Genomic DNA, 26,777 nt, shown 5'->3' with positions numbered 1-26,777 from the left:
AATTTTAGTACATCTGATATTATATCGCTTTGTTATACGAGCTCCCGAGCTCATACATTATCTATCTTTTACGCCATTAAAAAAATGTATAAATGGAAACCAAAATGCTTCCTTAGGTACATAGGGAAAATATTTCAGTAAACGTTTTGTCAAGGTAGCTGTCCGGTTTTTACGCAGCATATAGTCGCCTTCTATCTTTTCCATATTGGATGTATCATGAAATCCAAAATTACCAACCGTCCAAACCTCATCTATAATCGCTAAGGAAGAAGGCGTCTTGGAGACAGGAAAAGGGAGCTTTTCTTTGCGAAGACCAATATTGTCGACAAGCAGCTGATGTACCGCAGTAAACCAACGGCTCAGTCCCAGTCGATTATAAATTTGATTTAATCTTTCTCCTTCCAGCTCCGCGGAATAATTGTTATACAAAGAGGCCAAATCGCAGAATTGGCGCAGCCCAACACCAAAGGCAAGTGAATGTTTAAGAATATGTGCCGCAACCTGCAATACCTGAACTTGAGGAGCCAATATTGGAATCTGCTTTCCGTCTAGCGTTACCGTTGTATCCGGAAAATCTCTTCTCAACTGCTTCAGTATTTTTTTTCGAAAATGGGTTATACAGGTCAAATAGCCTATCATGAAGATCTAGCTCACTCTCTTTCCAAAAGTAGACTTGGCTCCCCTCCAGCAATTTGGGAACACCTAGTCTTGTCAATTGAAGACGAGCTAATGCCAACTCTTCCTTACGCTCAAAATACCAATCAATATCTCCACAAACACGGTGTGACGGATTAGCATAAGTTGCCGCAAGTCCTTGTCCTTTCAATAAAAGGGGTTGTAGGCCATGCCCTGTAAAAAATTCATATTGCTCAGCGATATGCTTGTTCGCAAGCTGATTACGGCGCTCAATCCGATCCACTTGTACCGACCACTTTATCTGCAATAGTCTAGGTGGCAAATTTTCTGGTCTCAAACGCAGGATACCATCGTATAGAATTGCCTCAACGGTTTGTTCCTTGCTCGTTTGTACAGCAGAGACCATTCGTCATCCGACAAGGGAAAAAACTCTTCGTTGCGTTTTCCCTCACCCCAGAGCCCTGTCTTCAATAGGTGGAAGAATGCCTTTTCCATGTTCGTATTATCCATATCAATTCGCCAAAAGAGTGTTAGTCGCCAACGCCTGCTTATAAATAAGCATGCATTTTTCTATCATTTTGTCCCGGGTAAAATAGTCTTGAAAACGCTTTAGGCTTCCTGCAGCATAGTTTTGGTAGAGCACGTTATCAGATCCGATCCGGCCAATGGCAAGTGCAAGTGCCTCAGCGTCTCCAGGTTCAACAACCAAGCCCGAGATTTCATGTTGATTTACCCAACTTACCCTGAACCGGGTATCTTCGTCGATACCACAGGTTTGCCACAGGACATTGCCTCAATTTGCACAATGGCAAAGGCCTCCGTTTTCCAGATCGAACTCAAGCAAAAATGTCCGCCGCAGCAAAATAATTCGCAAGCATTTCATCATCAACAAAACCGATCATACTCACTTTCTCCTGCAGTTTCAGATCAGCAATAAGTTGTACAAGCTGATCTTCAAGCGGTCCTTTTCCCCAATAACAATATGAAAACGGTCGTCCAGCTGTTGCGCCGCACGGATCAAAAATTCGTATCCTTTATATTCCACGAGCCTTCCAAGGGAAAACTATAATTTTGTTGGAATAGCGGTTTCTGATCGCTTCGACTTCCATTGGTTGAGCAACAATAGCATTCACACCAATGGGAAGGTTATCAATTTTATGCTGTACATGCTGTAAGAATGAAGATTCTTGTACATAGACAGGCGTTGTTCCCAGGATTTTGTCAGCTCGTTTTATCAGCCAGCTCTGCAGTGGTTTATACAACTTGAGCAATGTTTTTGTTTGATAATATCTGAATGCCAGTGTAGAATGACCTTACCTTTATAGCCTGAGAGATACAAGGCCAATGTTGCCATTGGATCCGGATGATGGATATGGATCACATCGTAGTTTCCGGCAATTGCACGCAACTTAAAGATCATTCCTGGAGCTAGCATAGTACCTGCCAATTTTATTGCAGTGTCTATCACAAAGAGTGTCGCATTTGAATTTACATGAATTACAGCCGCAGGATGCCCTTCTGTAGCGGCGCATAACATGTCGCAACGTACTCCCGCCTCAGACAGTCCGAGCATAAGATCATACATCACCTTTTCTACGCCACCCCGAATGGGATAAAATTTACCGAGTTGTAATACCTTCATCTTTGTATGTTTATAAATCAATTTGTCAATTTGAAAAATCAGCGTAATAATTTATTGAACAAATCTTCCCAACTTAAGGAAAATGGTTCCTGCAATAGTTCCTTCCTGACCTCCTTCAAAAATGAACGATCTCCTTTTATCAATGCTTTCATTTGCGCAGCAAGTGTCTGGGCATCATCCGCGTCAAAAAAGATATTGCTTTACTTCCTGCCGCCGTGTCATGGGCGTAAGGCAGGTCCGCTAGCAACATAGGCTTTTCATATTGCGCAAATTCCGATATCGGCAAGCCCCAGGATTCTACTCTGGAAGGGTAAATCAAACAGTCACTCGCGCAATAATATTCCTCCAGTACCTGCCTAGTGACAAAGCCCATAAAATCGACAGTCGACAAATGCCCCCAATTCCGATGCAGCCATTTGGCATACTTATTTTCATTACCCTTTATAGTAAGATGAACTTTAAAATCTACTATTCCTTCCTTTTGCAGCATCTCTGCTGCTTTACAGATGACCTCAAAATTTTTGTGACTATTGGGTGAACTCGCAAATACGAAAGAATAGCAACTATTTTTGTTCGCTACTGCACCTGGAGTAATCAATCGGGGATGTGCCGGCGGGGTTACAATAATTTTACTTTTACTAATCCCAAACATGTCATGCAATCCCTTCCGAAACCATTCCTGTTGCACAACGATATCCTTATTCGCATGTATATTGGGTCTATAGATGTATTTACTGAACAACGCAAACAATACTATTTTTGGTGAAAATAGCAGATCATGCATTTTCCAGCGATAAAAAGGGAATGCATTGTGACAGTATACGGCCCGTCGTTCGGCGACTACATTAGGTGTTGTATCATGCAGTGAAAACCAAAGATATACCGGTCCTATTTTCTTCGATATCGAACGCATCGAAAAATATTCATACCAGAGTCGGTTGATCCAGCGTTTTTTAGGCCATTGTGTCTCGATATATTCTATATTCGGAAAATCTACAAGTGATTTCTTGTACACAACTGCTACGATCCGATACTCTCCTTGCTGTGCCAGCGCAGATAAATAGCTCAGGCTATCCTTCAGTATCGTTAATGTGCCAGCCTCTACTAGGTTAACAGCTGAAATGACGATCGTTTTCATTAAGCCTTCTCCTCCTTTCTTAACGACTCAAAGAGCACAAGCCATTGACGCATAATACGTTCTTCACTAAAGTTTTCCGACATTTCCCTTGCCCTATTTCCCATAGTACTTCTTAATTGTTGGTCCTTCATTAATCGGCATACTTTTTCAGCAAAATCTTCTAGGTCACCTTCGGCAACTAAAAAACCATTCTTATCCTGTCGGATGATATCTCTCGGTCCACACTTGCAGGCAAATGCTACCATAGGAATACCACAGGCCTGTGCTTCAAGTAGGGCCATAGGTAGTCCTTCATAACGTGATGTCATGACCACGATGGAACTGTCAAGGTATACGTCCATGATATTTTTACCGGGGCATGAAGGATCAGCTGTCCACTCAGACCCAATCGATTAATTTGATCTGTTAATTCTTCCTTTAATGGCCCATCTCCATAGATATCCAGTGTCCATTCCGGACACGCTGCATTGATTTTTTTCCAGGCCTTGATGAGCTCATCAAATCCTTTTTGATAATCAAACCGACCGACCGCAAGTGCATGCTTACGCAAAAGCGGGGCTGTCTCAGTAGGTAAGAAAGTATGTGCATTTGGAATGACCACAATATTTTTGAGGCCTTTCCAATAGGCTAAATCTTCGTTGGTCAATACGACAAATCGATCGTATTTTTTGCTATGGCGAGATCTTGATGCATACGCCATTTATTCAGCACTTTCCATAATCCGGTCCGATCGTATTGTAATCTTTTAAACCTTGAAAAGTGGATCTCCAGCAACTTCTTGCTCCCGTCTTTGATCCGATGGAGAAGAGCGGCGTCATGGTCAAACATCGATATCGCAATATCCGCTTTGAGCTCAAATAAGACCTCTTTGAGCTGCTTATAGTGCCGACGCTGTCTTTTTTAAATGACCAAATTTTGCGCAACATCCCCAGATCCTGATCATCCGTATAATTAATACCAAGATCAATTTGTCGGATCGCAGGATGTAACGGAAAGTTCGGTCCACGTCCCTTCTGATCTGTGGTAATAATAACAAGTTCATGCCCCTTTGCAGCAAGATAATTGGCTTTATTTGCAAGCACCCGTTCCATGCCACCGGCATTATACGTTCCCAAGATAGAATAGACGATTTTCATTTTCCGTATGAAATTTGGTGGTAAACAAAGCTCCCTGTAGTCCTTCAACACAATAAAACAGGGCATAAATCAAAAAGATATCAGTTGATACTTTAAACCATATCGCGAAAGAAAAGGCCAATAACATGAGAAATAATAATTTATGCTTGCTGTACTTTTTCATAAAAGCAATCGCATTGAATATAAAAAACAGCACAAAAACACTAAATCCCAATATTCCACAATACAATACAAAACGGCAGTAGCCGATATCCGTATTGAAAATCCAGCCATCAAAAAGTCCTGTACCAATGAACCAGGTCTGGGTATCGCTAGGCCATACCCACATGTTCATCGCCAGTTTATCGGTCGAATCTGTACGCCATTCGCCGGTTTCGTAAAAATTGAAGAACCCTTCAAAAGCAAAATGCATATACCCCTGAAAATTGCATTGCTCTCATAGAAATACATCGCCACCAAGGTAGCTAGGAAGAGTAATATCAATACGACAGAGAAAAATCTGACAAATTCGATGCGGATAATACGGCTGAATAGTCCTGTTGAGAGGAGTATATAAGCAAATCCCAATGCTCCCCCAATAGAGGTCGTCCGTGAAATAACGTTACCCAAAACAAAGATGGCAAAGAAAGTTATCACCAAAATAGCAATAAGCGGTACATGGCGTTTTTCGAACAGATCCTTTGTAAACAATGTGGACAGCATAATGAGTACAATAGAGAAACGAACCCCGCATTATCCAATGATGCTCCGATTCCATAAAGTCGGTCCACTTCCTGTGCAAAAGCCTGCCCCTGTTCGACGTAACGATCGACCAGCGACTGTACTGCAGGTGAGCTATCGATCCAAAAAGCGAGCACACATTGTAGCAAACATGCCGCCGCCAGGTAAAATGTCAAGAGATGGAAGTCAATAAATCCATGTATTTTATAGATCACAAAGGCTACGGTATATGCCGCCAGGAGCCAGATCGCAAAGCTCATAAAATAGGTTGCATAAGCAAAGTCATCCGTACGGTTGACATCCGTGGCGATAAAACAGACCAATGAAAAACAATGGCCAAAGCCGCTGCAGTAAATAGCTGTTTGCTGATCTCGATACGTCGTGTCTGAACCATCTGTCCAAATAGCAACAGACATCCCACACCCGCCAAAATGATTTTGGTGTTAACACTGGGTGGCAAAAACGTAAAGCCGAATGAGAAAAAATAACAGCTAACGACCACCAAGGCACAAAAAATTAAAAGCGCTCGAATCATCTTATTTGTAGATTAATCCATAAATCATTCGTAATACAATTGCATTATAAAGCCTAACTGCCCAAAATTGTTTTTTCCAGGCAAGCCATTGTAGCATCCGGGTACGCAAGGAAACCGATACATTTTTAAGAATATATGGGTTTGACGACTTAAACCAATTTGTCCAAAGGATATAATCCGCTTTATGTCCAGTTACCAATAATGGCAATTTGATATTCAACTTCAAAAAATCCATTCCTGACCCGATTTTATCAGCATAAGCGCTCGCCTTGAGGTAGCTTTCAGTTTCCTTGATATTCATTTCCACCTCCTGTTTGTGCTTTTCCGAAAATGTTTTGCTAATGGAGGTTGTATTGTCCTGTCTATAGTGATAAAACACCTTATCCAAGAGGACAATTTTCTGTGCATGTACCATAAGCTTCATCATGACTGTTAGATCCTCGCCCATATTGGCATCCGGAATAAATCTGATCAGATGCTCATCATAAAGTGAACGGCGTACCATAAACAACCACAGGTTCCAGCGCATTTTGCCAGCCATCATCGCCTGGATCGCCTCCAAAGGAGTGCTACAAGCAGGTTGTGTCATTTTCCTGCCGTTTTTATGGAAGCTCAACCACCAATGAAAATAAACCAGGTCAGCGCCAGACTGCTGCGCTTCTTTCACGCAACTTGCAACAGCTTCCGGCTGAATGGTATCGTCAGCATCCACGTACATAATAAATTCACCTGTAGCATGATTCAATGCCGTATTCCGCGCATTGGCAACACCCCTATTTTCCGGGTGTGAGATCACCATTGTCTTTAAGCGAGAGTCTTTCAAAACAGCGTCTGTAAACTCCATCAACTTGCTTAAACTATCGTCTGTACTCGCATCATTTACGAAAATCAGCTCAATAGATTGATAGGTCTGTGCCTGCAGGGAACTCAATGTTCGATCGAGTGTAGCCGCTGCATTATAGACCGGGACAATAATGGAAACCAATGGTAGACTGTTCATCGTATCAATAAATGCTTTAAGAAGTAAAAATTTCGCTTATAATCTGCTGTTTGTATCGTTGATCATCCGAAGTCAGTTCGGCTGTCTCACCTGCAACTTCATTTACATATTTGCCTTCAATCGCTATTTTCTGTGTGGCCTTTTTCAAGAACCACTCATATTCAATATCCACATGTCCGATATCCAATGCTTGGATTCCGGTCAGAGAGAGATCATAAGCGAGCACAGTTGCTGTTGGCCCCAGCGCCACCAGCACAAGATCATATTTCGCTGCCAAACGTGTTGTCTCGGCTAATAATCGATCGTATACCGAAAATGCGTTTTGAGATAATGTAATGATTCGGTCTACCCCCGCATCACCGAATAAATCATTGCCAACCCCAGGCGGCTCATTTGTCCTTCAACAAGTAAGATCCGTTTGCCCAGCCACAGCTGCTTGAGCTGTTTAAAAATTTGGCGCTCTTGGATTTGTCAAGCCAATCGATATAGGGTCTTGTCACACAGGCGTCGTAATAAGGCTTAGCGAAATTGAAATAGGGTATATATTTTCGGTAATGAAAAACGACAAACTGTTTCCAAAAGAAGCGCCCCTTGATTCAGATGTTGCACCGAATGTAGCCCATAGGGAACACAGATGAGACATCCTTCGGTATTGCTTCCGAGAATTTCACGTAAACGCTGTGACAGCTGATCATCAACAGTTTGAAAGCCCAGATTCTCCGTCTGATTGATCATATGGAATTCCCCGTCTCCAAATCGTGCCATCGAAAAATTTGAAGAAAGAAGCTTCTCCAATGTTTCAACATTGGAATAAATCTTCGGAAAGGGCAATACGGTCTTGAAGAAGATATACCTCACATTCAGATACAAGCGTCGAATTACATTGATCATATTAGATAGCGTTATGAATCGGTTTAATATTGGCATGGTTGACCACGCGTTCAAGGAGCCGTCTGTCTGTGGAACTGAACTTCCGGGCAAATAGCATATCCGAGGCAATTAGTTTATCAAAATCGTCGTCTGTCCATGCGATCAATTCGCCATCCTTCCAACCGATGATCCGTTGACAACCTCGCATTTCATTGCTGCTGTTGAACAGTCTGAGTCTAAAATAGGAATTCCAACAAAGGGTCTGTATAAAGATCTCATCACTACAGAAGGTCTTCTGGTATATTTTTAATACCTCTTCCTTTTTAGGCAAAATATACCTCACAAAATCATCTGTTACACTGATCCACTGTGGTCCTTTTTAAAGACCAAATCAGCATTTCGTTTTATATTCAAAAGAAACTGAAGACGCAAAAACAAGGCCCGCACTGTTTTACGCCAGATTGCAGTAATCCCTTTCCCCGATCTGAACTGTCGGGGGTATACATGAGTGCGTCGGACTTTTCGGTCAATCTCCTTTTCGGTTGCTGCTTTAGAAATGCCGATAAACTCGCGGCCCTGGTATTTATGGAAGAAAGCATGCACATCATCCTGATGTTTAAGTGGTAGATCAACCCCGATAGGACATGATAATAAGCATATGCTTGTCGTGCAGCTGCAGCCTCAAACAAATTATATTCTGCCTGGATCATCGAAACATCCCCCAACGCACATCGACACGATCTGACAGCACAACAAGCCTAGCCCTTTGCACCTTAAAATCGGGTAGTTGATCCAATTTTTTATCAAAATGAATATAGATATCATTACGTTCATCATCCAGGCAATAAAGAAGCTTCTCCAAGACGGAAAATTCATTATGCGCTAAAATCAAAAATGCGTGTTTTACCATATCCTCCTTATTTAAGATTATCTTCTTTATTGTTAAATGCAGCCAAATTTCCCTGCAAAACCTCCTCCAAATATTCCACTGTATCCTCCTTAAAATAAGTCATCTTATGTATACCTGTACGTTCAAAAATTTCGCTGTAACTGATTGGATAATTGCCACCTGAAAGTTTTGTCTGTAATAAATGCGGCGTAACATCACTGACGATCTGGCCTCTATCATATCCAACCCCGAAACCATTAATTGTTCATGGAGGATCTGGAAAATAAAATAGTTAATTGCTTTATTCGCTGTCTTCCAATAATTAAATAGTAAGTCCGTCATAGAAGACAACAATGGGTCATGCTTTTTGGCGAAAATGATGCTGTTAAGCATTTTCACTTTGTGCCGCCTGTCCCAGCCCCAGTAAAAAGCATAGGTATTCTTCCAATAATTGGTATATTTTTCTGCTGCATCCCGTTGATAAACAAAAAAATCCTGCGCGCTAAAGGCTGTAGGAAGACTATCCGTCAACAAAATTGTCGCATCAAGCCAAACACCCCATAGGTCTTGAGTAGGGCCAGTCGTAGTATATCCGAAAAAAAAGTAGGGCTGATTATTCCCGCGGCTTTTTTTTTTCAAGTATAAAATCCGGAAGGTCTAGGTATTGGCCTACGGTATTATCATCCACTCTAATGACGGTATAATTACCTTTGAACTTGTCGACTGACTGAAAGCATAATTTGACAATAGCGGGTAATCTATCGGCTGCCAACCCCTGCCCCCAGTACTGCCAGATAACCCCGTTGGGCGGCAAATCTACCTTTGGCTGCAGCGGATAATGACTAAGCAGACCAGTATGATCCTGCACAATCAACTTGTTCCATAGGGATGCAACATGCCGATGCCTTTGCCAAATCAAGCGCTGACGAATAATACTCCAGGTTTTAGTTAAAATAGACATGTGACACTTAATTTCGATTGATTACACCATTTTTTTTTGCCAATTATTCTTTACAAGGTCCTTAATGGACTTATATTCTTCCAACTGGATCAGGCTACAGAACCACCAGAATGCCAATACATAACTTGCAACCAGGACAAGAGCTTTTGCCCATATTTGCAAGTCGAGCAATAGCAGGTCACTCCCCACCAGATTAATGCGGCAATACCACAGGCGATCAGGATGCTGGGCATAAGGTCAGCAAGTTGTTGCAGCATTGCATACTTCAGAAATTTAGCGGTATAAAACGTATTGATAAACAGGGATGCGACCGAAACGGCTACTTGTCCCCACAACAATCCATAAATACCAAACCGAAGACCCAGCACTACGGCGACAATGATCAATAGTTTTTTAATAACTTCTAGCCTGAGGTAGAGATCAGCACGCCCTTTTACCTGCAAAATATTTAAATTGTAGTTGTGTATCGGTTGAAAAGAGCACCCAATGCCAGTATCTGGAAGTATGGGACAACGGGCAACCATTTTTCACCCAATAACAAACCAATAATCGGCTCTGCAGCAATCATCATGATACATATGAGTGGCGCAACGATAAAAATTACAAGCTTAAGGACCTGACGATAGGCATTACGCAGTTTTTCATCATCGTCACTAAATTTCGCAAACAACGGATAGGTCACCTTATTCAGTGCTGTAGAAACATTGTTTATGGGCAGATTTTTCAAAGATTCGGCCCGATTATAATAGCCGAGTGTTGTTTCGGCAAAACGTTTCCCGATCACGATCGAGTAGATATTGTTAAAGAGGACATTAAGCAGTGCCGAAAGTGTAAGCCGGAATCCAAAAGCAAAATGGTACCTAAACTTCTCACGGTCGAATTCAAATGTTGGTCTCCAATCACTGTAAAACCAATATTGTATGGTATAAAGTGCGTTTTGAATCAATGCTGAATAAACCAGTGACCACACGCCAAACCCCGCTAAGGCAAAGCCCACACCACATAATCCCCACGACAATCGATGGCAATCGTACTTTAAACGTTGTTTTAAAATCCAGGTTTTTATCAAAAAGTACAGCCTGTACATGAACGAAACTATCAATAATTAATACGATACTATACACGCGAATGATCGGAGACAAAATAGGCATCGTATAAAATCGAGCAATCCAGGAGATGCTATAAATATAACCAGATAAAGCAGCAGGGTCATGACAATATTGAACCAAAACACAGTCGACAAATCGCGGTTATCTACTGCCTGTGTCCTGACTAAACTACTACTCAAGCCTCCATTGATCAGTACAGACGAAACATTAATGACCACATTGAAAAGTGCTATGGTACCAAAATCCGCAGGCATCAATAGGCGCGCCAACACCAAGCTCACCAAAAATGAGACTAATTGTACGCCAAACTGGTCTAAGAATACCCAGATTGCCCCCTGTGTGACCTGCTTCTTTAAATCCATGGTTATCCTGTTAGTCTTAACTAATTAAATTCTGATACTTTCGCCGCAAGGAAAGAGGGAAAGCCTTTAATAGGCGGCGCTGTAACGTTTTGAGATCAACCCGACTATTGGCTTTGTCGCTATTCATTTCAAACAATGACATCCAAGCACTTTCGCTAGCAAAAATCTCCTCCAGATTCTCAAACCCCTCATAAAAGGGAATATCTACAGAGCTAAAATAATCCCGAAATTTGAACCCATCTGTATCAATGTATCCTTCTTTGATCCACAATGCTGGTATCCCATAAGCATGTGCTACAATAAGTCCATGTAATGAAGTTGACAAAATATATTCGCAATCGCAAATAGCATGTACAATACGTTCTACATCATGGGTACGAAGATCGATAATATTAAAGCTATGCCCCAGCTTATCCTGAAATGCTTCAACCTCTTTCCAATGCGGTATGAGGCCGAGCTTGTGTTTTTTCCCCTTCTTTGCAGGTATCCATAATGGGAGCAATAGTGCGGGATCACCAAATATTTCACACTTTGGGTATCCCATCCGAAGGAGCTTCTGACTTGTCAATTTGCCACGCACAGCATGAATTTTTCCGCCGCCAAAAGGCTCATCGGAATTCATAAAGCCAGATCCCCAAACTCGGGATCTTGAATTCCCCATCGGATCACTGATCCCACAGCAATTATCGATTTCTCTTGGGGCCACAGAATAGTGTCCAATTCCGCAAATCGTAAACGGACAATCTTTCCGACGAGGCTCTTTAATCTCGCGGCATACGAAGGCTCCCAGCTTTTATACTGCGTGGGCAGTCCCGTCAGCTCTTCAATTAGTCTTGGGCTCAACGCATCTCCAAAGTTCTCCCCGGACCAGTATATTAGATTTATTTTTTTTCATTCAAAGCGTTTTATACAGAATTTTCATTTGATACAGAAAATTCTGCTTTCAAAACTTGTTTTAAACCATATTGCAGATCGTAGGGTGGGATAAATCCCGAATTCATGGCCTTGGTCGCATCATACTGTGTCACCGCACAGAATTTTTGACACGGATAGAACTAATCGATAGTTTGCGGCGAATTATAAAAGCCAGCACATCAAAACCGTAACCACCTAACATTCCCAACCAATAGGGAACGCGCACAGTCGGTATTTTTTTCCCTAGTATCCTTCCAGTATAGTGCACCAGATCATTGGTTGAAAGATCTGGCTTGTCAACGTAATTATAAACGTTATAACCCGTTGTCTTAACCATGACCAAATAATTGATAAATGCAATGATATTACCGATATAGGACATTGACTTCTGGTTGGTTCCCGAGCCAATCATAATAAATTTACCTGAAGCGATCTGATGCAATAAATTATACACATTACCTCGGTTTCCTTCCCCAAAAATGACCGTAGGTCGGATAATATTCACGTTCCAATCCGAATGATCCCTGTACCATTCCTGCAGGACCATTTCAGCTTTTAGTTTACTTTTTCCATAATGGTTAAAAGGATCCGTTGGTGTATCTTCTTTGGGATTTTCTTTATCTAGCCCATAGACCGCCACGGAACTCGTGAAAATGATCCTTTTATCCCATTGGCTTCCATTGCTTCAAGGGTATTTTGCATCCCCTTGACATTCACATCATAGTATTTTGATACCGGACTGACGTCATCCCGGTGCTCGGCAGCAAGTAAAATAACGGCCTCTACTCCTGCCAGCATTGCAGTTAATCCTGTTCTGTCCAATACATCGCCTATCATTGTAATGGAAGGGTGTTTACTGCTTGCTGATTTATCAATATTACGTATTTCATTATCCGATACTTGGATAAGCAGATCGATAAGTTTTGTACCAACGAAACCAGATCCTCCGATAATTGCTATTTTCATATTGATTTAACTTTTTATAGATTGATAAATAATTGTAGTTTGACTATCATTTGTCTTTTTCCAATCTATTGAATAACCAGTGGAAGGCGATCCAAAAAATGAGGTCCATTAGAACGACAATGTTGTTGCTGATATAGCGTACAGTCACGATATTAAATAGACAAAAGACAAGTGTAATGACAAGAATAAAGATCAGGGCACTATGACGGCTCAAACCAGCACGCAGCAATTTGTGGTGCAAATGGTTGCGATCAGGCTTGAAAATCGGCCTTCCGGTTCTCCAACGGACAAACATTACCCGGGCGACATCCATGATTGGAATAATCAGGGTGGAAAAGGCCACGACAATCGCTCCATCCGCAAAAGGCTTTATAAAATGGTTATTCATGGCAAAACTGACCACTAAAAATGCCATCGAAAAACCAAGGGTCATACTGCCCGTGTCGCCCATAAATATCCTTCTTCGCCGACGTGACGTACCGAATACATTGAAGTAAAAGAATGGAATGATCACCCCGATTGTGATAAAAGCAAAAATCGCATGCAACCAAGCTCCATATGATGCAAATAGTCCCCCAAAACCAACAAGCCAATGGAAACTACGCCTGAGCAAAGCCCATCCAGGCCATCGATCAGGTTAATTGCATTGATGATCAATACGACAACAAAAACTGTCAACGGCATTCCGATCCATGCCGGGATACCGATGATAAATCCCAGTCCATAAAGATCATTTATCCATACGCCACTTAAGGGCAGGAGGCATCCGACCATGATTTGAGCAACAAATTTCCATTTATAGCTGACACCGATCAGGTCGTCACCGATACCGATCATAAATAGAATAACCAGACCACAGACCATCAACGCCATACTAGGTAGAATAATCCAAGAAGCTACTTGCAGATCCAATTCTCCAATATTCAGTTTGTAAATGCAGACCAATGCAATCACCAATATGCAACATTGGATAGGCGCAAAGGCCACTCCGCCTAGGCGAGGACAATATGCTGATGCAATTTGCGCGCATCCACTGGATCGAATAACCGCTTTTATACGAAATCAATAAGATATAAGGCATCATTCCCCAGCTTAAAAGCATGGCGCATAGAAAAGGTACCATGACAGTACACCACTTCATTATTTCCAAACTATTCATCTTAATCTATTCTATTAATGGGTATGATTCTTGACGGATGTATTCGACATTTATTTATCCAAAGCCGATAAAAGGCTTTGGTAATCAGCGTCCCTCTTCAGCAGTTCATTGTTTTCATTTATAAGCAGCAGGGTCGGATACAATTTGATGGCAAAGAATTCTTTTTCGAAGCCTCACCTTTAATATCGAATCCATTGATCCACTGTGCCGGAATTGTGTTTTTATAGGTATTCCAATCGTTTAGATCCCCTACAGGACAAATAGCCACCACACGCAGTTTTTCCTTTTTATCAAATCTGCCAATTGTGTGCTTTTTTTCATTTCAGCTATTTGCTGCTGGCTTTGCTTTCCTGTGGATCGTAAAAGATTAGCAGTTTATTTTCAGCCTTGACATCATTCAACAGATGTCTTGCTCCTGCAATATCAATAAATTCATAATCGGACAGCACGGGCTCAATTGACACTTTCTGCGAGGCATCATAGCTAGCTTCACCTTGACATGAAAAAAGACTAATGCAAGAATATTCCATAGGTATTTTCGAAACGGCTTCATAATAAACGACTTGTTTTAATAGTGTTAAGAAATGCACGGCTTAACCATTTAGAAAAACCGTACATAACCTTAAAAACAAAACTTAATCTCATTTATTTCGCGATGGTAATTACCGCACGACTTAAACGAGGATCATCATAGTACATATTAGCGACCCCGCCCTCATGAGCAACCTCCAATTGCGCTGGGTTCACATCAAACTCTTGTACCAATACATTATAAATTGCCTTAGCACGATCACGACTAAGACGATCATTGATTTCGGTAGTCCCGGTTCCCTTGTCGGCATATCCGGTTACTTTGTATACCACATTTTTATTTCCCGTCTTAATTACTTTGGCAAAGAATCCAAGATTGACGCGCGCTTCATTGCTGACAACACTTTTGTTAATTGGGAAGGTCACCAATATCGGAGCAGCCAGGATTTTTTCCTCGACCTTGATATTCGTAATAGTTTTGTCACCTGCAACAGCAAGCTGTGCTTTCAGCGCTTCATTGTCCTGTGAAAGCTTGTTTACTTTATCACGTAGACTATTTAACACCTCATCACTATAGCTGATAACCACCGTACTCGGTTTTCCCAGCCACGTTTTTTGAACTTATAGGTCAATCCCACGAGTCCGCTCAAAATACCGTCCTGACTCCGGTTTCCAGTCTCGCCATCGAATCGATCATTGACCATGGCCCCACGAATATCGAGCGTCAGATCCAAAGCGTTGGTCAAACGAAAAGTATTGTAAATACCGATATTAGCACTTACCTCCTTTTGGGAAGGTGCATCGTTTGTGACCATCCAACCTAATCCAGCATAAGGACTAATTGTATAAAAACGATCTTCTTTGTAACCACTGAAAATATTCGACAAGTTGAATAAAACATCTCCATGGATATGGAAATAATTGAATTCCTGGTTATACAACCAATAACCTTCCCAAGGTTTACCTTCATATCTTTCACCAGTAGAGTGGCTTCCGTTTTGCGTAACACCTTTTATTTTAAATCCATTCACTCCGGCACGAACACCGATTCCAGGGCTAAACCATTTTCCTAAATTGAATTCAAAATTGGGTGTCAGACGTTCAGATAATTTCATCTGCTTATTATGATCGCCAAAGTAGATCTGTGCTCCCGCACCTACATTTACAAACCAGTTGTCCCAAAACCCATTGGTTTTTACCTGGTATCTATCATCTGATACAGTAACTACGGTATCCCGTTTTACATCCATTTGCTGTGCCAGCGAAACCTTTGCTCCTGCAACAGCTAACATCATTAAAATTGTCTTTTTCAAAGTCATTTCGGTCAAGAATATTTGTTTAGTACATTTGCTATTTTATTCGAAACAAAATTGAATAAAACAAACTTTCCACTCAATATAACCATGACCAAACCAGACTTTCCATTTTCAAAAAAAAATGCACCCAAGCCCCATATGCCTTATTAATACTGTTCCTGATGAAAAGAAATAAAGCTTTTATAATACTTTAAGTACCTGTTAAAAACCACAATTTTCTGTAAATAGACAGCAAATTTCAGGTAATGAAAACAAAGCTAGCCCCTTGAAAAAACCAAATAGTCAATACCTGTAGTACAGTAGCTACAGATTAACCAATTATCAACGATACACCCGTTTACTTACCAATTGATAAACAGTAAATGCTCTTTTTGGGGCTTGTTCAACATATTTTTCCCGGGCCTACTAGATGAGTATAATATACTCTATGTCACAGCATTACCCCAAAAAAACAACCCTTTCTCGTGCATGCATATAAATATGCATGCACGAGAAAGGGTTATCAAGTAGCACTGTAGAAAATAACAGTTTATCTAAACCATTCGCCAAAAGACAATCCTTTCTAGCGTGTCGGTATGCGTGTTAATTATAAAAAATAGAGGTTACAAAATATCAAAGTAAAAAATAGCCACAGCCCAAAGTTAAATGGCTTATGCGGTCAATATTCCGATCAGATCACGCATAATCACCTATATTATAGACATTAGCAGCCTGAAGAATGATAAATTATTGGAGTGACTTGTCTTCGTATAACATCTTATTGGCAGCTATACACGAAAAGTGATAAATTATTAGGATATTGAAGATCCTAATAAGGTAGTATAATAATTGAATATTTACGTACCACTATCTCATCCGTAAACGCTGAAAGTATGCGGAAGGAGAAATTCCTATTACAGACTTAAACACAGAAGAAAATTTACTGATACTTGAAAATCCGGCCTTATCAGCAAGGACGGAGAACTTCATCTTTAACAAATTTGGATCATGTTCTACACAATCGATCAGATATTTAATACGGGCCCGTTGTACGTAACTATTAAAATCCGAGCCAAAATATTTATTTATAATATAGGATGCATAGCGCTGGTTAGTCCCGAGCAGATCAGCTACATCATTTAGACTTACGCTTCGCTTTAGGAAAAACAACTTTGCTTGAGCTTTCTCAAATTCCTGCAACAAACGATCTTCGGTAATCTTGCTTATCAACACATCGCTACGTTTTGACTCCGCTTTCAAGTACGCATCGGGCACATCGCTATTTACCAGAGCACCGTCGGACTCAATAGCCAAAGATTGATCGGATTCAATGAATTCGCCTGGTTTAGTTTTCTCAATTAGATAATGTCTGACAGAAATAAGCAACAATACAATGTTAACCGTTAAGAGGCTTACATTAATCAGGATAAAAAGATGATAATAATTACTGTCCATATTTATTTGTTGTTGACTATCAAAGTGAGGTTCTCAACCTCAATAAATCAGCTCTAAAAACAGCGAACAGACTTACAACATCTAATTTCTATAAAAATGTATTACCGGAGAATACCATTTAGGGCTCAACAATCAGACATGTAGCGATGTGGCGACAAAATCTAGCGGAATAGCTACAAATACAAATATTCAGTGTATCCATCCCCTTTTACCCACCAATTTTCCAAGTCATATAACCCTACCTGATATTTATTCAAATCCTATAGGAGAAATACAGTAAAATAATTTTAGAAGTCAGAATTGGAGCAAACAAGGGAGCGTTTACTCTTATACCTTTTAGGTTTTAAAGAATTAAAATTATAGTTATTGTAGTAAATGTACTACAAATTTACGTAATAAAACACTTATTATAATTTCAAAAATATATTCAATAACTGAAATTTTATTTCTCATTTAAGAAAATATTGTGTTGAAACAATTATTTAAACTAGTAAAGAAAGCTATCATTTACCTTGATTTTGCCCATTGCCCCTTGGTTTTAGGTGCTACTACTAGATTTTTTTAAAAAAGGAAAGCCAGCTATAACCACCAATATAGTGTCAGTGAGTTTGTTTTGCTCAATTTTGCTTCAGATCAACAAAAAGGTTTACGAGTTTACTAAACGATTTTATAAACAATATTGGCTGAAACGCCTTCAAAAGGTCATCTTAATAATTTTAATTATAGAAGTAGCGCGGGTTCTCCAATGCATAAATATATTTTATTCTAATTAAAGAATGAGGTGATCATAAATTTTTTTAAACATGAAAAGAATGCAAAAACACATGCCTTACAAGGCCCCAAATGTCAGCACGCTGGTGCTTGAAATGGAGCAGGGCCTTGCCGCAACATCGACGGGAACTGTTAATCCCGGAAATTCAAGCACGCCAAATCAACCTAAGGTAGAAGACTGGACCGATAAGGGGTCCCAAAACAAAGACTTTGATCTATAATAAAAAGGGAAGTATATGTTACTAAAGAATATAACCACAAGATTCATTTGTCTATTCATGATAGGGGGTATTTTTGTATCCCTCACCTCATGTTCTTCAAAAGACGAACAGGTCCTACCTGAAAAAGGCGCTGTACTTAATGTCGGCGTGAAGGGAATTGAGGAAGTCATTGTCGAGACATCTTCAAAACAAGGATCGATAAAAACATCCGGTAAAGAAAAGTCTACTACACTGGGTCAGCCCATTGTTTCGTTGGGAGACGTCGATGCCTTGATCGATTTTGAACAAGGATCAGCTTTACAAACACCAACTATTCGCAATAATGTTCCAACTATCGCTGACACTGGACCCGCTAAGGCCGCAACAGGCGGATTGAGAGCTGCTACCGCTTCATTAATGGATATCGGGGTTAAATTTCGTCTTTTGATATATGACAACACCAATACCCAAATTTTCAATCAGGTCGCGACCTCAGGTACAAATCCACAGATACAGCTTGTTGCCTATAAAAATATACCTGGTATGCCGTTTCTCTCAATGAAAAGAATGGCACCGTTCCAACGATGAGCAGTAACGGGGTTATTGCACGTGCGGGGTTAGAAAATAAGGACGTTTTATATGCTTCAGGTTCATTCGATGCTCTTGACGGCCCCAACTACCTGGATATTATATTCAAAAGGATGACTGCCAGAATTCAGGTCAAATTAAATGTGCGGGGATTATTTGGCACGATAGAAGATAATACAAGCGTTACATTGGTTAAAAATAGCACAAATACCACTGTCCTAAAAATGGGCGATTTTAATGTATTAACAGGTCAATTTGCTCAGATCGTTGATGTCAATAAAGCTGTTTTGGGGCCAGAGATGATCGCAGAGAGTGGCAATCCGACAGGGACGGTCAAAGTGGCGAACTTTTACACCTTAAATACCGATGCAATCAATGCCAACAACTTTAAAATTAAATTTAACACCTTAAAAATCAACTTGGACGATTCACGGGTCCGTACTTTTGCACCGCCGCTATACACTTATCCAGGAGCTTACACACCTACGATAGGTTCCACCTATGCATTGAATATACGTTTGATTGAATCACCTGTAAAAGTCAAAGGTGTGCTATGGGCCCGATCGAATCTTATCTATAACAGCTCCCACATGGACAGTTATCGATTAAAATCCAATCCTGGCGGTTCGACATCCGCGACTAGAGATACGGAGTTTTGGAATTGGAAATCAGCTACACCAAATAGTGCAACCTCCAATGTAGATCCCTGTGTATCTGTTTATCCAGCTGGGACCTGGCGTATGTCTACCAAAGCAGAATGGGAGTCTATCGGCCAACCTGATGACAAACAAGAGGTATTAGGTTTATTTTGGGGCGCTCAATATGCTTATGTATGGCAGCGCGATAGTGATAATCCGGCCAATGCTGCCTATGACGATAATAACCTGGTATTGTCCTTTGGTGGCTACCGTACCACTGGTGGAACAGTGACAGGTAGTCCGGGCGGTATCGCATTAGGAGCCTTCGCTTCGGGCGAATGCCATTATTGGACATCCGACAATGCAAATTCAACTACAGCTTATGCTGTTAAATCATCATTCACAAGAGTTGCCTGGTTATTCTCCTGGGGAAATGTCACTTATCCAAACCTCAACAAATCCGAAGGCCGAAATATCCGTTGCGTACGACAAATCGTGAATAATTGATATTAAAATAGCTGCACCGATACGGCCTGCTATCATTCAGTTTAACGACTGATCTTTAATCGGATCTCTATATATTACAAGTAAATATGGGGATCCGATTTATTTTGATCATTTAAATTGCTGCCCATAATAAAGTCTGCGATACTGGTACTTCTATGTCCAGAAATTTCACTCAACTACAATTGGAATATTCAAGTTTAAAAACAGATAGAAATAACTAGCCATTATTTCAAAATTATTAACTATTTAATCATATATTAATAACTATGAAAAAGCACCATCAAATGGAGCCTTCGAATCCTCCTAAACCACCATTTAAAGAAAGGCTTCAGTTAGCTGTTTCGGGCATTATGGAAGGATATTTATTATTAGAGGAAGCTGTCGATAAATACCAAGTTCCACCGTCCAGTATCATTAAAGTCTTAAAGAAAATACAGAAATTAAAAAAAAGAGGCAACGAAAATACCCAAAGACAAACAACAAAACAGCTAAAAATACAACAGCAAACCCTGACATTTAATCGCTTTAACAGTCACCTTTTAAGGCGAAGTCATTCATCCTTTTGAGTATAGCTATACTCAAAAGGATTATGGTAAAATCCTAGAAATAGCGAATAATTGGCTCGTCTCATCCTTATAAACTAACCATTTATCACCGTTTTTTATCCAAAGCGCCACAAGTGCTTAATTAACAATGTGACACTTTGGGTAATCAGCAAAGGATTTTTAGCTATAGGATATACTATACCTATTTACAATCCTGTCGCAGGAGGTCCAGATGAGTTTATGCCCGTCACATTTGTCAACTTTACTTCGACTTCAAATGTTCCCACGGTTAAAATAGATCACACTATCACGATAGCGAATGGTATTACTTAAAAACATCCCCTGCTTTGAAGAGGAGCAGATAATATCCTGTAATTATTTCAATGTAACATCCAGATACACAGAGTGTCGCCCATAGGTATCATAGAAAGGTTTAAAGTCAACGCCATCAATCTTGAAGGCCAAACGTTGCGGGTCACCTGTGATAGACCTGCTGATATCCTTCGCATCCAAAGTCACTTTACGCCAGTCTTTTCTCGCCTCAGTTTCTTGAGCCGCCAACAAGATAGGTCCATAAAATAAACTGGCAATATTCTGTTGATCCATCACCGGATCTAAATGAAACTGGAAAGGCATTTTGAGCCTGATGCGATCGCCCTTCTTCCAATTGCGGCTCAATTTCAAATAAGTACCCGGCTGTGCCTGTACTTTTGCGCTTTACCGTTGATAGCCACATAAAATCCTTTCGTTGCCCAGCCTGGTACACGCACATGAAGATCAAATCTGCCATTTCCTTTAATCGTCAGCTCCGTCTCGTCTTGTTTTGGAAAGCTCGTTTTCTGCTCTACAGTTATTTGACGTTCAGTCCATTCCAGTGTAGAAGGAATAAATAGATTGACATATAAAGCCTGATCATCCTTGCTTTTAAAATAGATACTATGCTGCAATTTGGTACCACTCTCGATCGCCGTACCATTACAACAGGTAAAGCCTGTCATGTTGGGATTCCCAAATTGCTTTATTGCTCCGGGTCTCAGTGGCACATGATAGGTATTGGCCGGCGTGTTTTCAGCTACCGATGCTAAAATATGGTTATACAGTCCACGTTCGTAGTAATCCATATATTCAGCACGTTGATCAAAAAGAAACAGGTTGCTCGTCAACTTAAGCATATTGTAAGTCGCACAAGTCTCATTCTGTCCACCTTCAGAAAAACCGTTCTCATATAAGGTCGCGGGCTCTGCAGTAAAAACTTCGGCATTGGCCGGATTGCGCGCACCGGCAACCCCACCTATGCTGTACATATAATCATTGACAGCCTTGTACCAGAAATTATCTGCCACCCGGTAGTATTCAGGTAGATCAGAAACCTGATAGAGCTCGATACTACCCACAATCTGTGGAATATGTTGATTGGCATGCAGCCCACGAAAAGTATCGACATTCTTGGCCAGTCCATGTGTATGCTGCGCATCGCCAAAGAACATATCGATATTGTCAAATAGTTGTGCGGTTTTCAAATAGTGTTCCGTATGGGTGATGCGATAGAGATGCGCCATTGTCTCATTCATTCCTCCAAATTCACCCGCAATGTACGTGTTCCACATTTGTATCAGCGTTTCCTTAGGCAGTTGACTCAGACGTGCATGCACCCAGTCTGCCATCCCCGTAGCCACTTGAAGCGCCTTTTCATTCCCGCTCACTTCATAGATATCAATTAAGCCGGCCAAAATTTTATGTAAGGTATAATAGGGCGCCCAAACTTGCGTTATCTGTCCCCGTATTTTGCCCCCTTTTCCAACATAACAAATTGATCTGGCGGATACGCGCTAATATAGCCTACACCCCAATTCCAATAATCCGTACGGATACCTTCCTGGCTCAGATCAGAGTCATAAGCGGATTTACCAGGACCATAAGGTATGGCAGTCGGGTCAGCTACAGCCACGGCACCTTCTTGCTGTGGTTTACCCGACAATTGCGCCAGTTCGTATAGGCTATTGACCATATACGTCATTTTCCCGGCAAAATTAGCCTGCAATGTTTTATCGTATCCGGTACTTGCATAAGCCTGCGCGATCGCCGTCAAATAATGCCCCGTAGCATGGCCTCTGAGTTTGGTGTCCCGACTATCCCATACCCCTAAAGGTTTAGCCCATTCAGGCTGCGGTTTTCCAAATGCATCGCGAAACATATAGAGAAAAGAATTGGGATCAGTCGTCGCCAAGGTTTTGATAAATTTATCCCGATTTTCAATGAATTTTGTTTGTTGATTTTGCGCATCCGCTTGCAAGGATACCTGATTCAGTCCAAAAGTTGCCAACTTCAACCCCGGCGCTGCAGCGGCCTTACTTGCTTTAACAGTCACGATTGCTTTAGGCTGCAAATCCGTTCCCGGCACTCGTCCTGTAATGGTATATCGTCCAGCTTCCAAGACGGTGCTGTTATCATTTGGCGAAGGCCACAATACCCGTACTTTACGGCCAAGCATATCCTCCTTATAGGTTCCCGGTACATAGCTTGGTAAACGAGGTAAATCTCCTAATGCCGTTTCCACCTGCACATCCGGTACAGCAACGAGGTAAGCATTATAGAGTTGCGCTTGGGTCAATGGAAACTCAGGCAGATTATCCTCCACTTTGGTCACATTTACGGCGCGATTACTTACCCCAGGTTGTGCATTGGAATAAATTGCAGTAAGCTGATTTTTACTCAACGGAACACGGTAGATCCGAAAATCATGCAACATTCCATCTAAGGTCGGCGATCCCGTTAAAAGTGATTTTCCAATAAACAGCTTGTTCTTGTCTCCTGAAGATCCAAAAACTTCGGACAACTCACGTGGTATCTGCTTAGCCTCACCAACAGGCACAGCATCCACATAAGTCGTCATCGTTTGAGCCGGAATATCCACCACAATTGTCAGGTAGACCCACTTGTTCAATACCAATGCTGGAGAAGCAGCTCCCTTTGATTATTTTTCCCAGCAGTAATCACGCTTTGGAAACCTTCCTGAAGATTTGTCCCAGAAGGAGCGGCGAAGAAATGTGTATGTATATCTTTTCCAAAGTCAAAAACAACCTGGTCTTTTTCTGCGAACGCAGATAAACCCACCCCGAGATACTCAACGACTCCATATCCGCCAGTGCCTCGGCAGGGATCTGGATAAAATCATTTTTTCACCCGACAAGGACAGTACTTTTCCAAAGCGCTTATCGTTGATAAATGTAGCATGCCGGTCAGCTGTAGCATGCAGATTGTTGCGCGACCAATCTTTCAGATCGCCATTAAAGACATATCGCGCGATCATGCCCGTTTCGCCGATTCCATCCAATATCTGATCACCACTTTGTGCCTGTACGGTACTAAACCCTTTTGTTAGGATCGTGGCAATGAGGATAAAACGTAAAAAAACTGTGTAACTTTTCATTACTATATCATTAATTGTGAGCTCGCGAGCTCAATTTTCATCCAATTTAAGTTCAACAACATGCAAGAGAGCGTTAGTTTTCGGGTACCTTGGCTAATAAGCCGTCCAAGCTGGAGGTTCTACTCCAAGCAAGTGTCTCACGAAATAATCGCGACGTTTCTTTTCGCCAAAATCACCACCAGAAGAATGCCCCATTCCCGGTACCATAATGAAGTCGTGATCCTTACCATGTTTAATCAACTGATTGACGAACTGATAAGTCGATGCTGGATCCACATTATCATCGAGTTCCCCACGATCAAGAGCAACTTTCCTTCTAATTTATATGCATTTTCGATGTTAGAACAAGCTGCATATTCAGGCCCGATCGGCCAGCCCATCCATTGTTCATTCCACCATATTTTGTCCATACGATTATCATGACAGCCACAGGATGAAACCCCTACTTTATAAAACTCAGGATGAAACAAGAGCGCTCCGGCAGAAGACTGTCCGCCGGCAGAAGTACCATAGATACCGACTTTTTCAATGTCCATATATGGATATTGAAGTGCAGCAGCCTTCATCCAGGCAATACGATCGGGAAAACCAGCATCTTTTAGATTTTTCCAGGCGACATCTTGAAATGCTTTCGAGCGATTAGATGTTCCCATTCCGTCAATCTGCACAACGATAAAACCCAGCTCAGCAAGTTCAGCGAGTCCTGCTGGATTAGCAGAAAACGATTTAGGGACAAAAGCACTATGTGGACCAGCATAGATATACTCGATCACAGGATATTTTTTGTTGGGATCAAAATTTCGTGGCCGGACTATAATGCCCCAGATATCTGTTTTACCATCTCTCGCCAGCGACTTGAACACTTCCGGTTTGCGCCATCCCGCATCTTCCAGATCAGCAATATCCGCTTGCTCCAAATCCATCACGATCTTTCCATCTGCCACACGTCGCAGTACGGCCTTCGGAGCTTGGTCAACCCGAGAGTAGAGATCTACAAATAAAGAATGATCAGGATTAAAGGTCCCCTGATGATTAGATGCTTCAGGAGTAAGCTCTTTCAGGCCCTTGCCATCAAAACCAATCGTATAATAATGAACAAGATACGGGTCCTCATCCTTATGCATGCCACTCGCCTCAAAAATAATCTTTTGTTATCCTCATCCACGTGGACAACTTTACGTATCACCCAATTTCCTTTTGTAATCTGCTGTTTCAATGCCCCCGTTTTAGCATCAAACAAATACAGATGATTCCATCCATCACGTTCCGAAGCCCACATGATGGCCGCTGTTTTTTTGAGATCATTCCGGTATTTCTTTCCACTATAATCGATAAATGTCGCACTACGTTCTGAAATAATTGCTCTGGTTTTTCCGTCCACAGCACTCAATTCCATCACATCGTAGCGTTGATGACCACGCTGGTTATATTCAAATGTGATTCCACTATTATCTGCCTTCCATACCAGTGCAGACAATGAAAATTGATTGGCTACCTGAGCCGGATCTACAGTGATCAGTTGACCATTTATCACATCAATAATCGTTGGATAATATTGTGACAAAGCATCACCGGGCTTATTATAGTCTCTGGTTTGTAATTTAGGTTGTAATTGATCCGTTGGCGAAGATTCCAGTAAAGTCAACTGTCTGATTTCAGCCTTTCTCACTTTTGAAGCCGCCAGTTTTTTTGAATCATAGGACCATTGGATACGGGTGCTATAATACGTTCCGGGACTGCCATCAAAGGTCAACTGTCGCTCAGTTTGTGAATCCCCTTTTACTGATATATACATTACTATTTTTAATATACGCTGTATAGATCTTATCGGGCGAGTCTACCGATTCACCCTTACTATCATCCCATCGTGCTCCCCAATATCCATCCGATCGACGGTCATTACCTGTTGAAGGAATATCACGCAACCTGCTCAATTTATTTTCCGGCCCATTCCACTTCCACAGCACTTTCTCTTCCGTAAACTCAACCTCGTTTGCCGTCAAGACTTTCAGATCTCTTCCCACAAAACGCCTAATTTAACTTCTTTACCCAGCTGAGCGGATAGCTGCATTTCAATCGCAGCAACATCGCTATCTATTTTCTTCTTCGCCAGCGCATCCACCAGATATAAGCTTCTCTTACCGTCTTTGCGATTCACCCGATAAGAAAAACTATCCCCTTTTTCAGACCAGATAATCTGCTGTGGTACCTGATACACCCTGCCAAATGAATTTCTGATCTCTTTGGCTCGTTTATAGTCCTCCAATGTCCCTTGCGCCATTGTCGAAAGCTGAAATATCATCAATAAAACAGCTGTGAATGTTAACTTCATATGTGTTTTTTTAATCGTATATGTTGATCTGCCTCTAGTTCCGCTCAGGCAGGATTAAAAATAAGTAATCTTATGTTTTTAGGTCTTTCTGTTTCACAAAATAGTATAATGGAATCCCCAAAAGAGTGATGATGATACCCGGCCACGTAAATTGCGGTTTATAGATCACCAACAAAATAATAAACGATATTCCCATCAAAATATAGACGGCAGGTACAAAAGGATAGCCAAAAGCGCTATAAGGTCGCGGTAGATCCGGACGTTTATATCTTAACCAAAAGATGCCGATGATACACAAAACATAAAAAATAACAACGACACAGGTAATCATATCCAGCAAATCGCCATACCTACCCGTCAAGCACCACAGCGAGGCGATGGCCGCCTGTAACCACAACGCATAAGCCGGTACTGCATTCTTATTTAGTGTACCTATTTTCTTAAAAA

The 26,777-nt window shown here is 41.3% G+C and carries 41 protein-coding genes and 5 pseudogenes; 5 read left to right on the top strand and 41 right to left on the bottom strand.

Features of this window, described 5'->3' with window-relative positions; translation table 11 throughout:
• Positions 1-57: 57 nt before the first annotated feature.
• From KUH03_RS32985 to KUH03_RS32915, 17 genes and pseudogenes are all read right to left on the bottom strand, one after another.
• Positions 58-528: a nucleotidyltransferase family protein gene (locus tag KUH03_RS32985; RefSeq protein ID WP_257088551.1), complete on the bottom strand. Its 471-nt coding sequence runs from the start codon at positions 526-528 to the stop codon at positions 58-60.
• Positions 482-1,042 (bottom strand): nucleotidyltransferase family protein, encoded by a 561-nt coding sequence (locus KUH03_RS32980; RefSeq protein WP_257088550.1) that lies wholly within the window; start codon positions 1,040-1,042, stop codon positions 482-484. The genes KUH03_RS32985 and KUH03_RS32980 overlap by 47 nt, the downstream gene beginning before the upstream one ends.
• A gap of 105 nt (positions 1,043-1,147) precedes the next feature.
• On the bottom strand, positions 1,148-1,345 hold the full coding sequence (locus tag KUH03_RS32975) for a hypothetical protein (RefSeq protein WP_257088549.1): 198 nt from the start codon (positions 1,343-1,345) through the stop codon (positions 1,148-1,150).
• 29 nt (positions 1,346-1,374) lie between these two features.
• Complete coding sequence (locus tag KUH03_RS49505; protein WP_373564869.1) at positions 1,375-1,440, bottom strand: hypothetical protein; 66 nt, start codon at positions 1,438-1,440, stop codon at positions 1,375-1,377.
• A gap of 3 nt (positions 1,441-1,443) precedes the next feature.
• A pseudogene (locus KUH03_RS49500) lies at positions 1,444-1,556 on the bottom strand (glycosyl transferase family 1); the annotation flags it as partial.
• Between the two features lie 2 nt (positions 1,557-1,558).
• A complete protein-coding gene (locus KUH03_RS32970; protein WP_257088548.1) occupies positions 1,559-1,681 on the bottom strand; it encodes a hypothetical protein in 123 nt (40 codons plus the stop codon).
• Positions 1,682-1,870: 189 nt separating this feature from the next.
• Positions 1,871-2,278 carry a glycosyltransferase gene (locus KUH03_RS32965; RefSeq protein ID WP_257088547.1) on the bottom strand — a complete coding sequence of 136 codons (408 nt, stop codon included), beginning with the start codon at positions 2,276-2,278 and terminating at the stop codon, positions 1,871-1,873.
• Positions 2,279-2,426: 148 nt separating this feature from the next.
• Entirely contained in the window at positions 2,427-3,416 is a 990-nt protein-coding gene (locus KUH03_RS32960) for a glycosyltransferase (protein ID WP_257088546.1), read from the bottom strand.
• A complete protein-coding gene (locus tag KUH03_RS32955) occupies positions 3,416-3,757 on the bottom strand; it encodes a glycosyltransferase (protein ID WP_257088545.1) in 342 nt (113 codons plus the stop codon). Before KUH03_RS32955 ends, KUH03_RS32960 begins: the two co-directional genes overlap by 1 nt.
• A complete protein-coding gene (locus KUH03_RS32950) occupies positions 3,721-4,116 on the bottom strand; it encodes a glycosyltransferase (RefSeq protein ID WP_257088544.1) in 396 nt (131 codons plus the stop codon). The genes KUH03_RS32955 and KUH03_RS32950 overlap by 37 nt, the downstream gene beginning before the upstream one ends.
• Positions 4,117-4,120: 4 nt before the next feature.
• Positions 4,121-4,507: a hypothetical protein gene (locus KUH03_RS32945; protein WP_257088543.1), complete on the bottom strand. Its 387-nt coding sequence runs from the start codon at positions 4,505-4,507 to the stop codon at positions 4,121-4,123.
• A 10-nt stretch (positions 4,508-4,517) separates the two neighbouring features.
• A complete protein-coding gene (locus KUH03_RS32940) occupies positions 4,518-4,964 on the bottom strand; it encodes a hypothetical protein (protein WP_257088542.1) in 447 nt (148 codons plus the stop codon).
• A 220-nt stretch (positions 4,965-5,184) separates the two neighbouring features.
• Positions 5,185-5,688: a hypothetical protein gene (locus KUH03_RS32935; RefSeq protein ID WP_257088541.1), complete on the bottom strand. Its 504-nt coding sequence runs from the start codon at positions 5,686-5,688 to the stop codon at positions 5,185-5,187.
• A 120-nt stretch (positions 5,689-5,808) separates the two neighbouring features.
• Positions 5,809-6,807: a glycosyltransferase family 2 protein gene (locus tag KUH03_RS32930; protein ID WP_257088540.1), complete on the bottom strand. Its 999-nt coding sequence runs from the start codon at positions 6,805-6,807 to the stop codon at positions 5,809-5,811.
• Positions 6,808-6,823: 16 nt separating this feature from the next.
• Positions 6,824-7,349 (bottom strand): annotated as a pseudogene (locus KUH03_RS32925) (GT-D fold domain-containing glycosyltransferase).
• A complete protein-coding gene (locus tag KUH03_RS49495) occupies positions 7,327-7,698 on the bottom strand; it encodes a GT-D fold domain-containing glycosyltransferase (RefSeq protein WP_257088539.1) in 372 nt (123 codons plus the stop codon). Before KUH03_RS49495 ends, KUH03_RS32925 begins: the two are co-directional and overlap by 23 nt.
• A 1-nt stretch (position 7,699) precedes the next feature.
• The gene (locus KUH03_RS32915; protein ID WP_257088538.1) at positions 7,700-8,020 is read right to left on the bottom strand and encodes a hypothetical protein; all 321 of its coding nucleotides are present in this window, start codon (positions 8,018-8,020) and stop codon (positions 7,700-7,702) included.
• 161 nt (positions 8,021-8,181) lie between these two features.
• Here KUH03_RS32915 and KUH03_RS32910 point away from each other — a divergent pair, with 161 nt between their 5' ends.
• Positions 8,182-8,304, top strand: a complete 123-nt coding sequence (locus tag KUH03_RS32910) for a hypothetical protein (RefSeq protein WP_257088537.1) — start codon at positions 8,182-8,184, stop codon at positions 8,302-8,304.
• A gap of 79 nt (positions 8,305-8,383) precedes the next feature.
• Here the strand turns inward: KUH03_RS32910 and KUH03_RS32905 are convergent, their stop codons facing one another.
• The 15 genes and pseudogenes from KUH03_RS32905 to KUH03_RS32835 all read right to left on the bottom strand — a co-directional run bounded on the left by KUH03_RS32905 (position 8,384) and on the right by KUH03_RS32835 (position 17,319).
• Positions 8,384-8,587 carry a hypothetical protein gene (locus KUH03_RS32905; RefSeq protein WP_257088536.1) on the bottom strand — a complete coding sequence of 68 codons (204 nt, stop codon included), beginning with the start codon at positions 8,585-8,587 and terminating at the stop codon, positions 8,384-8,386.
• A 99-nt stretch (positions 8,588-8,686) separates the two neighbouring features.
• A pseudogene (locus KUH03_RS32900) lies at positions 8,687-9,147 on the bottom strand (capsular polysaccharide synthesis protein).
• 32 nt (positions 9,148-9,179) lie between these two features.
• Positions 9,180-9,527 carry a capsular polysaccharide synthesis protein gene (locus KUH03_RS32895; RefSeq protein ID WP_257088535.1) on the bottom strand — a complete coding sequence of 116 codons (348 nt, stop codon included), beginning with the start codon at positions 9,525-9,527 and terminating at the stop codon, positions 9,180-9,182.
• Positions 9,528-9,616: 89 nt separating this feature from the next.
• Positions 9,617-9,970 (bottom strand): hypothetical protein, encoded by a 354-nt coding sequence (locus KUH03_RS32890; RefSeq protein WP_257088534.1) that lies wholly within the window; start codon positions 9,968-9,970, stop codon positions 9,617-9,619.
• Between the two features lie 5 nt (positions 9,971-9,975).
• Entirely contained in the window at positions 9,976-10,614 is a 639-nt protein-coding gene (locus tag KUH03_RS32885; protein ID WP_373564868.1) for an oligosaccharide flippase family protein, read from the bottom strand.
• 18 nt (positions 10,615-10,632) lie between these two features.
• Positions 10,633-10,998, bottom strand: coding sequence for an oligosaccharide flippase family protein (locus KUH03_RS32880; RefSeq protein WP_257088532.1), 366 nt, complete (start codon positions 10,996-10,998; stop codon positions 10,633-10,635).
• 16 nt (positions 10,999-11,014) lie between these two features.
• Entirely contained in the window at positions 11,015-11,620 is a 606-nt protein-coding gene (locus KUH03_RS32875) for a polysaccharide pyruvyl transferase family protein (RefSeq protein ID WP_257088531.1), read from the bottom strand.
• Complete coding sequence (locus tag KUH03_RS32870; RefSeq protein ID WP_257088530.1) at positions 11,617-11,841, bottom strand: hypothetical protein; 225 nt, start codon at positions 11,839-11,841, stop codon at positions 11,617-11,619. Before KUH03_RS32870 ends, KUH03_RS32875 begins: the two co-directional genes overlap by 4 nt.
• A gap of 181 nt (positions 11,842-12,022) precedes the next feature.
• Positions 12,023-12,879, bottom strand: a pseudogene (locus tag KUH03_RS32865) (NAD-dependent epimerase/dehydratase family protein).
• 46 nt (positions 12,880-12,925) lie between these two features.
• Positions 12,926-13,426, bottom strand: coding sequence for an MraY family glycosyltransferase (locus tag KUH03_RS32860; protein ID WP_257088529.1), 501 nt, complete (start codon positions 13,424-13,426; stop codon positions 12,926-12,928).
• A complete protein-coding gene (locus tag KUH03_RS32855; protein WP_257088528.1) occupies positions 13,390-13,866 on the bottom strand; it encodes a hypothetical protein in 477 nt (158 codons plus the stop codon). Before KUH03_RS32855 ends, KUH03_RS32860 begins: the two co-directional genes overlap by 37 nt.
• Before the next feature lie 498 nt (positions 13,867-14,364).
• A complete protein-coding gene (locus KUH03_RS32850; RefSeq protein WP_257088527.1) occupies positions 14,365-14,628 on the bottom strand; it encodes a hypothetical protein in 264 nt (87 codons plus the stop codon).
• A 55-nt stretch (positions 14,629-14,683) separates the two neighbouring features.
• Complete coding sequence (locus KUH03_RS32845) at positions 14,684-15,157, bottom strand: OmpA family protein (protein WP_257088526.1); 474 nt, start codon at positions 15,155-15,157, stop codon at positions 14,684-14,686.
• The gene (locus KUH03_RS32840; RefSeq protein ID WP_257088525.1) at positions 15,127-15,882 is read right to left on the bottom strand and encodes a hypothetical protein; all 756 of its coding nucleotides are present in this window, start codon (positions 15,880-15,882) and stop codon (positions 15,127-15,129) included. Before KUH03_RS32840 ends, KUH03_RS32845 begins: the two co-directional genes overlap by 31 nt.
• Positions 15,883-16,731: 849 nt before the next feature.
• Positions 16,732-17,319, bottom strand: coding sequence for an AraC family transcriptional regulator (locus tag KUH03_RS32835; protein ID WP_257088524.1), 588 nt, complete (start codon positions 17,317-17,319; stop codon positions 16,732-16,734).
• Positions 17,320-18,143: 824 nt separating this feature from the next.
• On the opposite strand from KUH03_RS32835, the gene KUH03_RS32830 reads away from it, so the two are divergent.
• The 4 genes from KUH03_RS32830 to KUH03_RS32815 all read left to right on the top strand — a co-directional run bounded on the left by KUH03_RS32830 (position 18,144) and on the right by KUH03_RS32815 (position 20,589).
• The gene (locus KUH03_RS32830; RefSeq protein ID WP_257088523.1) at positions 18,144-18,311 is read left to right on the top strand and encodes a hypothetical protein; all 168 of its coding nucleotides are present in this window, start codon (positions 18,144-18,146) and stop codon (positions 18,309-18,311) included.
• 57 nt (positions 18,312-18,368) lie between these two features.
• Positions 18,369-18,878, top strand: coding sequence for a hypothetical protein (locus tag KUH03_RS32825; protein ID WP_257088522.1), 510 nt, complete (start codon positions 18,369-18,371; stop codon positions 18,876-18,878).
• On the top strand, positions 18,875-20,023 hold the full coding sequence (locus tag KUH03_RS32820; RefSeq protein WP_257088521.1) for a hypothetical protein: 1,149 nt from the start codon (positions 18,875-18,877) through the stop codon (positions 20,021-20,023). The genes KUH03_RS32825 and KUH03_RS32820 overlap by 4 nt, the downstream gene beginning before the upstream one ends.
• Before the next feature lie 266 nt (positions 20,024-20,289).
• On the top strand, positions 20,290-20,589 hold the full coding sequence (locus KUH03_RS32815; RefSeq protein WP_257088520.1) for a hypothetical protein: 300 nt from the start codon (positions 20,290-20,292) through the stop codon (positions 20,587-20,589).
• Between the two features lie 354 nt (positions 20,590-20,943).
• On the opposite strand, the gene KUH03_RS49490 is transcribed toward KUH03_RS32815, so the two are convergent.
• From KUH03_RS49490 to KUH03_RS32775, 9 genes and pseudogenes are all read right to left on the bottom strand, one after another.
• Positions 20,944-21,246: a hypothetical protein gene (locus KUH03_RS49490; RefSeq protein WP_373564532.1), complete on the bottom strand. Its 303-nt coding sequence runs from the start codon at positions 21,244-21,246 to the stop codon at positions 20,944-20,946.
• 2 nt (positions 21,247-21,248) lie between these two features.
• On the bottom strand, positions 21,249-22,298 hold the full coding sequence (locus KUH03_RS32810) for a beta-L-arabinofuranosidase domain-containing protein (RefSeq protein ID WP_373564531.1): 1,050 nt from the start codon (positions 22,296-22,298) through the stop codon (positions 21,249-21,251).
• 38 nt (positions 22,299-22,336) lie between these two features.
• Positions 22,337-23,512 carry a LamG-like jellyroll fold domain-containing protein gene (locus KUH03_RS32805; RefSeq protein ID WP_257088519.1) on the bottom strand — a complete coding sequence of 392 codons (1,176 nt, stop codon included), beginning with the start codon at positions 23,510-23,512 and terminating at the stop codon, positions 22,337-22,339.
• Positions 23,513-23,692: 180 nt separating this feature from the next.
• Positions 23,693-23,998 (bottom strand): hypothetical protein, encoded by a 306-nt coding sequence (locus tag KUH03_RS32800; protein WP_257088518.1) that lies wholly within the window; start codon positions 23,996-23,998, stop codon positions 23,693-23,695.
• Between the two features lie 93 nt (positions 23,999-24,091).
• Positions 24,092-24,921 (bottom strand): annotated as a pseudogene (locus tag KUH03_RS32795) (S9 family peptidase).
• A gap of 134 nt (positions 24,922-25,055) precedes the next feature.
• The gene (locus tag KUH03_RS32790; RefSeq protein WP_257088517.1) at positions 25,056-25,793 is read right to left on the bottom strand and encodes a DPP IV N-terminal domain-containing protein; all 738 of its coding nucleotides are present in this window, start codon (positions 25,791-25,793) and stop codon (positions 25,056-25,058) included.
• Positions 25,759-26,022, bottom strand: coding sequence for a hypothetical protein (locus KUH03_RS32785; RefSeq protein ID WP_257088516.1), 264 nt, complete (start codon positions 26,020-26,022; stop codon positions 25,759-25,761). Before KUH03_RS32785 ends, KUH03_RS32790 begins: the two co-directional genes overlap by 35 nt.
• Positions 26,007-26,330 carry a hypothetical protein gene (locus tag KUH03_RS32780; RefSeq protein ID WP_257088515.1) on the bottom strand — a complete coding sequence of 108 codons (324 nt, stop codon included), beginning with the start codon at positions 26,328-26,330 and terminating at the stop codon, positions 26,007-26,009. The genes KUH03_RS32785 and KUH03_RS32780 overlap by 16 nt, the downstream gene beginning before the upstream one ends.
• 70 nt (positions 26,331-26,400) lie before the next feature.
• Positions 26,401-26,727 carry an amino acid permease gene (locus tag KUH03_RS32775; protein WP_257088514.1) on the bottom strand — a complete coding sequence of 109 codons (327 nt, stop codon included), beginning with the start codon at positions 26,725-26,727 and terminating at the stop codon, positions 26,401-26,403.
• Positions 26,728-26,777: the final 50 nt, after the last annotated feature.

It is taken from the genome of Sphingobacterium sp. E70 (assembly GCF_019285695.1).
In the GTDB taxonomy this organism is placed as follows: Bacteria; Bacteroidota; Bacteroidia; order Sphingobacteriales; family Sphingobacteriaceae; genus Sphingobacterium; species Sphingobacterium detergens.
This window is presented reverse-complemented; position numbering and strand designations above follow the sequence as displayed.

Coding starts and splice junctions, on each gene's coding strand:
- KUH03_RS32935 (WP_257088541.1), bottom strand. CDS start 5,688: ATGTCTGTTGCTATTTGGACAGATGGTTCAGACACGACGTATCGAGAT.
- KUH03_RS32825 (WP_257088522.1), top strand. CDS start 18,369: ATGATAGGGGGTATTTTTGTATCCCTCACCTCATGTTCTTCAAAAGAC.
- KUH03_RS32835 (WP_257088524.1), bottom strand. CDS start 17,319: ATGGACAGTAATTATTATCATCTTTTTATCCTGATTAATGTAAGCCTC.
- KUH03_RS49495 (WP_257088539.1), bottom strand. CDS start 7,698: ATGATCAATGTAATTCGACGCTTGTATCTGAATGTGAGGTATATCTTC.
- KUH03_RS32950 (WP_257088544.1), bottom strand. CDS start 4,116: ATGGCGTATGCATCAAGATCTCGCCATAGCAAAAAATACGATCGATTT.
- KUH03_RS32955 (WP_257088545.1), bottom strand. CDS start 3,757: ATGGACGTATACCTTGACAGTTCCATCGTGGTCATGACATCACGTTAT.
- KUH03_RS32965 (WP_257088547.1), bottom strand. CDS start 2,278: ATGAAGGTATTACAACTCGGTAAATTTTATCCCATTCGGGGTGGCGTA.
- KUH03_RS32820 (WP_257088521.1), top strand. CDS start 18,875: ATGAGCAGTAACGGGGTTATTGCACGTGCGGGGTTAGAAAATAAGGAC.
- KUH03_RS32905 (WP_257088536.1), bottom strand. CDS start 8,587: ATGGTAAAACACGCATTTTTGATTTTAGCGCATAATGAATTTTCCGTC.
- KUH03_RS32780 (WP_257088515.1), bottom strand. CDS start 26,330: ATGAAGTTAACATTCACAGCTGTTTTATTGATGATATTTCAGCTTTCG.
- KUH03_RS32980 (WP_257088550.1), bottom strand. CDS start 1,042: ATGGTCTCTGCTGTACAAACGAGCAAGGAACAAACCGTTGAGGCAATT.
- KUH03_RS32885 (WP_373564868.1), bottom strand. CDS start 10,614: ATGTACAGGCTGTACTTTTTGATAAAAACCTGGATTTTAAAACAACGT.
- KUH03_RS32815 (WP_257088520.1), top strand. CDS start 20,290: ATGAAAAAGCACCATCAAATGGAGCCTTCGAATCCTCCTAAACCACCA.
- KUH03_RS32940 (WP_257088542.1), bottom strand. CDS start 4,964: ATGCATTTTGCTTTTGAAGGGTTCTTCAATTTTTACGAAACCGGCGAA.
- KUH03_RS32960 (WP_257088546.1), bottom strand. CDS start 3,416: ATGAAAACGATCGTCATTTCAGCTGTTAACCTAGTAGAGGCTGGCACA.
- KUH03_RS32800 (WP_257088518.1), bottom strand. CDS start 23,998: ATGAAAAGTTACACAGTTTTTTTACGTTTTATCCTCATTGCCACGATC.
- KUH03_RS32895 (WP_257088535.1), bottom strand. CDS start 9,527: ATGTCTATTTTAACTAAAACCTGGAGTATTATTCGTCAGCGCTTGATT.
- KUH03_RS32945 (WP_257088543.1), bottom strand. CDS start 4,507: ATGGAACGGGTGCTTGCAAATAAAGCCAATTATCTTGCTGCAAAGGGG.
- KUH03_RS32880 (WP_257088532.1), bottom strand. CDS start 10,998: ATGGATTTAAAGAAGCAGGTCACACAGGGGGCAATCTGGGTATTCTTA.
- KUH03_RS32910 (WP_257088537.1), top strand. CDS start 8,182: ATGAGTGCGTCGGACTTTTCGGTCAATCTCCTTTTCGGTTGCTGCTTT.
- KUH03_RS32790 (WP_257088517.1), bottom strand. CDS start 25,793: ATGTATATATCAGTAAAAGGGGATTCACAAACTGAGCGACAGTTGACC.
- KUH03_RS32875 (WP_257088531.1), bottom strand. CDS start 11,620: ATGAATTCCGATGAGCCTTTTGGCGGCGGAAAAATTCATGCTGTGCGT.
- KUH03_RS32930 (WP_257088540.1), bottom strand. CDS start 6,807: ATGAACAGTCTACCATTGGTTTCCATTATTGTCCCGGTCTATAATGCA.
- KUH03_RS32830 (WP_257088523.1), top strand. CDS start 18,144: ATGCCTTACAAGGCCCCAAATGTCAGCACGCTGGTGCTTGAAATGGAG.